2 protein-coding genes are annotated in these 476 nt (G+C 34.5%); both read right to left on the bottom strand.

Going from position 1 to position 476, the window contains the following annotated elements:
- Positions 1–281 (bottom strand): hypothetical protein (locus tag J8L71_RS18380; RefSeq protein WP_211001805.1); only part of this gene is annotated, 281 nt, incomplete at its 3' end.
- The coding region (locus J8L71_RS18385) for a phosphopantetheine-binding protein (RefSeq protein WP_211001806.1) at positions 281–476 on the bottom strand (196 nt) is incomplete at its 5' end. The genes J8L71_RS18385 and J8L71_RS18380, both read right to left, overlap by 1 nt.

The following is a 476-nucleotide window of genomic DNA, read 5'->3' on the forward strand; positions in this document are numbered from 1 at the left end:
GTACTGTCCTCTTCAATCTGATCGACTAACCAAAGACGCCGTTGGGCAAATGATAATTTAAAAGAAATATCGTCTCTTGAAATAGCTTCAATTGATGGTAATTTATTTAAAGCCTGTTGCTGGCTATTCAATATTTCAATTAACTCTGTTTTATTTTTTATGATTGCTGCTTTCAAATCGTCAGTTAATGCACCTTTTGCGGCGGTAAACGATAACTTGCCATTTTTAACAAACAGATGAATGCCGTTCTTAGCAGCTTCTAGTAAAATTTCACCTAACATCAGAATGTTCCTGTTTCTAATTCTTCATTTTCGAATATCTCAGCATTCATCCTATTTTGGATGATTGAGTCTATGTAAATAGCAATGTTGGAAATAGTTGAATGAGAGAAGAACATACGGGCACTAATATCTATATCATAAAGCGCCTTTATTCTTACCATTACTTGTATAACAACAAGGGATTGCCCACCCAAT

Origin of the sequence: Pseudoalteromonas sp. MMG007 (assembly GCF_018100985.1) — a bacterium.
GTDB lineage: Bacteria > Pseudomonadota > Gammaproteobacteria > Enterobacterales > Alteromonadaceae > Pseudoalteromonas.